We start from the raw sequence: 6774 nt of genomic DNA, 5'->3' as shown, positions 1-6774 counted from the left end.
AGCCGGCGGAGGGACTCGAACCCACGACCTGCTGATTACAAATCAGCTGCTCTAGCCAACTGAGCTACGCTGGCGACTCATTACGGGTGCAAAGATAGATTGGTTTTTTCGTATTTCCAAAATAAATTCACCTCTAATTTAAATAAAAAAACCACCACTAAAAAGTGATGGTTTTACGCTGAGCCGGCGGAGGGACTCGAACCCACGACCTGCTGATTACAAATCAGCTGCTCTAGCCAACTGAGCTACGCTGGCGACTCATTACGGGTGCAAAGATAAGCCTGTTTTTCGTTTTTCCAAAAAAAAATCAAACTTTTTATACTTTTTTTTGACTACAATTCGTTGATTTTAGTAATCAATTGATTTGCAGTTTCTTCCAATTCAACATTTATTTGTTTGAAATGTGCTTTTTTATTTTCAACGTTCTTTGCATTTACTTTAGTAATCAAAGTATCAAAAGCAGCGATTGCCTGATCGATCAAAGCATTCGTTTCTGGTGTAGGATTTCCTGTTGTAGACATTTCAAATAAGTAAATTGCCTCAATAATATCTCCTAATACGAAATTGATGTCTTTCTTTAAATTTTTAACGTTTGCCATTTTATTTTAATTTTAATTTGCGACTGCAAAAGTACATATAATCTTTTTATAACGCGCTATGAAATGTAAATTTCTAAAATAGAAGCTTTTCCATTCAAAATAAAGGCATTTATCTCAGCCGGAACTAAAATTGTATCTCCTTTTATATACGTGTTTTTAAAACCGTCATATTCAATTTCAAAACTTCCTTCAATACACATATAAACCGTAAAAGACGCACCTGATTTTTTAACCTCAACTTTGCTTTCTAACGGAATATAATTCGTTGTAAAATACGGGCAATCAACAACAACATTTGAAGTATTTGTTTTTGATTCGTATTTTTTCTGTGTTTCTACCTTATTATAGTTTATCGCATCAAGTGCTAAATCTACATGCAATTCTCTTTTGTTTCCCTGCGCGTCTACACGATCAAAATCATACAAGCGATAGGTAATGTCTGATGTTTGCTGAATTTCTGCTACAACCAAACCGGCACCAATGGCGTGAACTGTTCCTGTTTCCAGAAAGAAAACATCTCCGGGTTTTGCTTTTACATCATCTAAAATAGAAACTAATGTATTATCGTGTAAATGTTTCAGGTATTCTTCTTTGCTTGAATTTTCTTTAAATCCAACAATGATTCTCGCATCTACATCAGCTTGTGTTACAAACCACATTTCGGTTTTACCAAATGAATTGTGACGCTCTTTTGCCAATTTATCATTCGGATGTACTTGTATCGAAAGATCTTCTCTTGCATCAAGGTACTTAAAAAGCAACGGAAATTGTTTGCCAAAACGCTTGTAAACTTCAGTTCCTAAAATTTCGTTTGGTGTTTCATCAATAAGTTCCATTAATGATTTTCCTTTCAAAACTCCATTTGCTACAACACTTACATCGCCTTCTACAGTTGATAATTCCCAGCTTTCACCAGTTATTTTTGAAGTAATAGGTTTATTAAGAATTGTTTTTAGTTTTTCTCCTCCCCAGATTCTGTCTTTTAAAATGGGTTCAAATTGCAAAGGGTACATTTTCGGTTTCATAAGTTTAATTTCGGCTACTATTTATTACTTCTTTTTAATTAGATACTAATTCTTTAACTGTTTCTAATGCTTTCGGAATATGTTTGGATGCATTCATACTATCAAAAATATAAATTACAACGCCATTCCTGTCTATTATATACGTGACTCTTCCCGGTAAAAGACCAAATAAATTATTGTGAACACCAAAAAGATGTCTCAATTTTTTATCCTGATCTGATAACAATATAAAAGGCAACTCGTACTTTTTAGCAAATTTGTGGTGTGATTTTACACTATCGCTGCTAATACCAATAACTTCAGCACCTAAATCTTTAAAATCTTCGTATTGGTCTCTAAAACTGCACGCTTCAGTAGTACAACCCGGCGTATTATCTTTTGGATAAAAATAAATTACAAGTGGCTTTCTTCCTAAAACACTTTGGCTTTCAAAAACTTCTCCGTGACTATTTTTTGCAGTAAAATTCGGAACTATATCTCCTATTTTTAATGACATTTATTATTCTCCTTTATAAGTTACAAAATTGCGGTCCGTTTCATTCAAAACGATTTCTAAATCAAAATCGGGTTGAATTCTTTTTCTAATTTTATTCCATATCACAACCGCAATATTTTCTGCAGTTGGATTCAAATCCTGAAATTCCGGAACATCCAGATTCAGGTTTTTGTGATCAAACGGTACTTCTACTTCTTCGCGTATAATGTCCGCTAATACTTTCACATCTAAAACAAAACCAGTTTCGGGATCAATTTTTCCTGTAACACTAACCGTTAAACCATAATTATGACCATGAAAATTGGCATTGTTGCATTTTCCAAAAACAGCATCGTTTTTTTCAAATGTCCAATCCTTCCTGTGCAATCGATGTGCAGCATTAAAATGTGCTTTTCTTGATATGGTTACTTTCATTAGGTTTTTGGTTAGTAAGGTTAAATCTTATGGTCTTCTAAATAATGATAAAATTCATCAAAAATTATTTTAAACCAAACTGTATAAATTTCGGGCTGTTTTTCAATATCTGCTTTAATCTCTTCAATTTTCATCCATTTCCAATCCTCAACTTCATCTGGATTGATGGCCGGATCTTCATTATAATACCCAATCATAACATGATCGAGTTCGTGTTCTGTCAAACCATTATCAAAAGGCGCTTTGTATATAAAATGAAAAAGCTCTTTCAACTCGGTTTTAAAACCCATTTCTTCAAAAAGCCTTCTGCTTCCGGCTTCAATATTTGTTTCTCCTTCACGTTGATGACTGCAACAAGTATTCGTCCAGAGTAAAGGTGAATGATATTTTTGATGCGCACGTTGCTGTAACATGATTTCATTGTTACTATTTAAAATAAAAACCGAAAAGGCACGGTGCAAAACCGCTTTCTCATGTGCTTCTAATTTTGGCATTAAGCCAATTTGCTCATCATTTTGATTGACTAATATTACGCTTTCTTCTATCATAGGGCATTTTGAACAAACAAAAATACGAAAAAAGTAATGGCTTGAAAATCTCAGAAAAGATTGTGAAAAGTTTAACGAGACAACATCTTCGTAAGGCATTAATATTGAGAGTTATACTTTAGAAAAATTAATTAAAATCCTTTTAAAATAAGGCTTAAAAACTAAAGCTGTTTATTTAACGTAAATAAGAAAAGTTAAATCATACTTAAAAAAAACTCAATTGTAAAGTAGCCGACATTTCTAGACAGACTCTCGTCGTATCTTTGAAAATCCAAAAATAAGCCTCATGAAAATTATGAACACAAAATCCCAATTTTTCAGCCTTTGCTTTCTAATTCCGCTTTTTATTTTTCAAGCTTGCGGACAATCTTCAAAAAAACAAAACACAAAAACTGTTGTAATGGAAAACAAAATCAGTAAACCCGGAAATCCATATTATTCTAATACCGATACCACAAAACTAAACGTAAGCGATGCTGAGTGGAAGAAAGTATTATCAGACGATGTTTATGCCGTTATGCGCCAAGCAGATACCGAAAGACCTTTTACAGGAAAATATTGGAATACCGATGAAAAAGGAACTTATTACTGCGCTTCATGCGGAAATAAACTTTTTAGATCCGGTGCAAAATTTGCAAGCAGCTGCGGATGGCCGAGTTTCTTTGAACAAGACAACAAAAAAAGTGTGATCTATAAAAGCGATAATTCACTGGGAATGGAAAGAATTGAAGCACTTTGCGGTCGTTGCGGCGGACATTTAGGCCACTTATTTGACGACGGCCCGGAACCAACCGGAAAACGCTATTGCATGAACTCGATTGCTCTTGATTTTATTCCTGATAACAAATAATATAACTATGAAAAATATACTTGCTATTTGCCTTTTTGCATTATCGCTAAACGGATTTGCACAGGCAAAAAAAACTTCAAATCTTGAAACCATTACAGTTGGCGGAGGATGCTATTGGTGCGTTGAAGCTGTTTACGAAAATTTGAACGGAGTAAAATCTGTTGTCTCAGGATTTTCGGGAGGAAAAGTTGCAAATCCTACTTATGAGGAAGTTTGCACAGGAACAACAGGTCACGCCGAAGTAGTTCAGATTACGTATGATAAAACAGTAACAGATATTAATGAAATTTTTCAGGTTTTCTTTACCGTTCACGATCCTACAACTTTAAACAGACAAGGCGCAGATGTTGGAACACAATATCGCTCTGTTATTTTCTATAAAAATGAAGAGCAAAAAAAAGCTGCTCAAAGCATTATTGCAGAACTTAATAAAGCAAAAGTTTACGACAGCCCAATTGTGACTAAAGTCGAGCCTTTTACAAAATTTTATAAAGCCGAAGATTATCATCAAAACTATTATGCAAACAACAAAAGTCAGCCGTATTGCAAAATGGTGATTCAGCCAAAAATAGAAAAATTCGAAAAAGTTTTTAAAAGCAAACTCAAAAAGAAATAAAGCAACAATAAAAAAAGAGGGAAATGAACTAAATCATTTCCCTCTTTTCTTTTAAAATAGATTTTGACTAAACTTATTTAGCAACTTTTTTAAATCTCATCATTGGCACATCGCCTTGAATTAGATTTAGTTTTCCGTCTTTATCAATAGAATAACTTGTGATTTTTTTCATCTGCTGCAAAAATTGTGCTTCTCCTCCACCATCACAAAACATCATTGTACTTGGTCCAGGCTCTCCAAAAGTCAAAGAATTTCCATTTAAAGTAAATGGCGCGCTGTAGCCATTACATCCGTTATTACCAAAAACATTTTTTTCTTTCTGATCAAAAGTAATTTGTGGTTTTTTATTTGGATACAATCCTTCAAAAGCAATTCTTGGTCCTGAAATATATTCTAATTCCCAAGTTGTATCATAAATACTGGCCGCACTTTTGGTTTCTTTTGATGCCATGCATGAAGTAAGTAATACAGTTAAAACCGAAAGGATTGCAATGGTATGTTTTTTCATAATGTGTTTGTTTTGAATTAAAATAATTTGTTTGTTTTTGAAGATTAATATTAGTCTCTAACATTCCTTTCTCAATATTCATGCCCAGTTTCAAGTTTTAAATAGAAAAAGTTTAACCATTAAGTTGAAATATTTTCATCTCTAAGTTACGTGTTTTTCTTAAAAAACAATATTAATACAAGATCAAAATTCCATTATGCAATTGTATTTTTTGTAATTTGCAACGATCAAAAAACTAAAATAATCAATAAAAAACCACAAAAATGAAGCAATTTCTTTTATTGTTTGCCTTCTTAATTACTATTCTTCCAATTTATTCACAAGAAAACCTGCCAAGCGATTATTTATCAAAGGAATTCCATAAAGGACGCCGTGAAGCTTTCAGAGCATTAATGCCTGCTAATTCTGTAGCGGTAGTTTTCTCCTATCCGGAAAGAGTTTTTTCTAAAGATATTAATTACAACTATCACGCAAATCCTGACCTATATTACCTAACAGGATACAAAGAACCTGATGCTGTTTTATTTATTTTTAAAGAAGCTCAGGCAAATGGCGAAACAGAATTATTTTTTGTCAGAGAAAAAAATGCAAGTCGCGAAATGTGGACCGGAAGACGTTTGGGAATTGACGGAACAAAATCTAAATTGGGAATTTCGACGGTTCATAACGGAAAGGATTTCAAGGATTTCGCTATCGATTTTAAAAAATTCGACAAAATAATTTACGATAAAATTCCGACTGATATTAGTACTAATAAAAGTGGTTTTGATCTTTTTGGTTTGCTGGAAAGTTTTAAAACGAAAGCCGGAATAGCAACAGAAAATGAAGCTTCTTTAGAACTTTTCAGAACGATTACAAACTCATTGAGAGAAATCAAAACGCCTGAAGAAATGGTTTTGATGCGTAAAACGGTTAAACTTTCCTGTATTGCTCACAACGAAGTAATGAAAGCCGTTGGACCAGATATGAGCGAAAACGAAGCTGACGGAATTCATGCATATATTCACAGAAGATATGGCGCTGAAGACGAAGGTTATCCGCCAATTGTTGGAGCCGGAGCTAACGGATGTATTTTGCATTATGGAGAAAACAACAGCACCAAAATTGACAATCAGTTATTATTGATGGATGTTGGTTCTGAGTATCACGGTTACTCTGCCGATGTTACCAGAACAATTCCTGCAAACGGAAAATTTACAGCTGAGCAAAAAATAATCTATCAATTGGTTTTTGATGCGCAGGAAGAAGTTTTTAAAATCTGTAAAGAAGGAACGCCTATTCAGGATTTAACTAAAAAATCGAAAGAAGTTATTGCTTCCGGATTAATTAAATTAGGAATTATCACTGATCCTAATGATGTTAAAATCTATTATCCACATGGCTGTTCGCATTTTCTTGGTTTAGATGTTCATGATAAAGGAAATTATATGGGCAACTTAAAAGAAAACATGATACTTACTGTTGAACCTGGAATTTATATTCCGGCAAACAGCAAATGCGATAAAAAATGGTGGAATATTGGTGTTCGTATCGAAGATGATATTCTCATCAAAAAAGATTCATACGAAAATCTATCGGCGGAATCTCCTAGAAAATGGGATGAAATCGAAAAATTAGCTGCGCAAAAAAGCACTTTCAACGAAATGAAATTTCCTAAAATATAATTGATATTGGCCACGAATTTCACAAATTTACACTAATTAATTCGTGGCGAAAAA

The 6774-nt window shown here is 33.5% G+C and carries 9 protein-coding genes and 2 tRNA genes; 3 read left to right on the top strand and 8 right to left on the bottom strand.

Annotated features, from left to right (window positions below):
• From EV143_RS10325 to idi, 7 genes are all read right to left on the bottom strand, one after another.
• A tRNA-Thr gene (locus EV143_RS10325) sits at nucleotides 1-74 on the bottom strand.
• 107 nt (nucleotides 75-181) lie between these two features.
• Nucleotides 182-255, bottom strand: a tRNA-Thr gene (locus EV143_RS10320).
• Nucleotides 256-332: 77 nt separating this feature from the next.
• Complete coding sequence (locus tag EV143_RS10315) at nucleotides 333-599, bottom strand: hypothetical protein (RefSeq protein ID WP_133507854.1); 267 nt, start codon at nucleotides 597-599, stop codon at nucleotides 333-335.
• Between the two features lie 56 nt (nucleotides 600-655).
• A complete protein-coding gene (locus EV143_RS10310) occupies nucleotides 656-1624 on the bottom strand; it encodes a type I phosphomannose isomerase catalytic subunit (RefSeq protein ID WP_133507853.1) in 969 nt (322 codons plus the stop codon).
• A 34-nt stretch (nucleotides 1625-1658) separates the two neighbouring features.
• The gene (locus EV143_RS10305; RefSeq protein WP_133507852.1) at nucleotides 1659-2120 is read right to left on the bottom strand and encodes a peroxiredoxin; all 462 of its coding nucleotides are present in this window, start codon (nucleotides 2118-2120) and stop codon (nucleotides 1659-1661) included.
• Nucleotides 2121-2123: 3 nt separating this feature from the next.
• Entirely contained in the window at nucleotides 2124-2534 is a 411-nt protein-coding gene (locus tag EV143_RS10300) for a 6-pyruvoyl trahydropterin synthase family protein (protein ID WP_133507851.1), read from the bottom strand.
• 20 nt (nucleotides 2535-2554) lie between these two features.
• Nucleotides 2555-3082, bottom strand: a complete 528-nt coding sequence (idi, locus tag EV143_RS10295) for an isopentenyl-diphosphate Delta-isomerase (protein WP_133507850.1) — start codon at nucleotides 3080-3082, stop codon at nucleotides 2555-2557.
• A 295-nt stretch (nucleotides 3083-3377) separates the two neighbouring features.
• Here idi and msrB point away from each other — a divergent pair, with 295 nt between their 5' ends.
• Entirely contained in the window at nucleotides 3378-3932 is a 555-nt protein-coding gene (gene msrB / locus EV143_RS10290) for a peptide-methionine (R)-S-oxide reductase MsrB (RefSeq protein ID WP_133507977.1), read from the top strand.
• A gap of 7 nt (nucleotides 3933-3939) precedes the next feature.
• Nucleotides 3940-4548: a peptide-methionine (S)-S-oxide reductase MsrA gene (gene msrA, locus EV143_RS10285; RefSeq protein WP_133507849.1), complete on the top strand. Its 609-nt coding sequence runs from the start codon at nucleotides 3940-3942 to the stop codon at nucleotides 4546-4548.
• Between the two features lie 73 nt (nucleotides 4549-4621).
• Here msrA and EV143_RS10280 read toward each other — a convergent pair whose 3' ends face one another.
• Nucleotides 4622-5056 (bottom strand): META domain-containing protein, encoded by a 435-nt coding sequence (locus tag EV143_RS10280; RefSeq protein ID WP_133507848.1) that lies wholly within the window; start codon nucleotides 5054-5056, stop codon nucleotides 4622-4624.
• Nucleotides 5057-5319: 263 nt separating this feature from the next.
• On the opposite strand from EV143_RS10280, the gene EV143_RS10275 reads away from it, so the two are divergent.
• Nucleotides 5320-6720 (top strand): aminopeptidase P N-terminal domain-containing protein, encoded by a 1401-nt coding sequence (locus EV143_RS10275; RefSeq protein ID WP_133507847.1) that lies wholly within the window; start codon nucleotides 5320-5322, stop codon nucleotides 6718-6720.
• The last annotated feature ends 54 nt before the right edge of the window (nucleotides 6721-6774 follow it).

It is taken from the genome of Flavobacterium chryseum (assembly GCF_004362015.1).
GTDB lineage: Bacteria > Bacteroidota > Bacteroidia > Flavobacteriales > Flavobacteriaceae > Flavobacterium.
The sequence above is the reverse complement of the archived record's forward strand: the minus strand, read 5'-3'. Positions and strand labels throughout refer to the sequence as shown.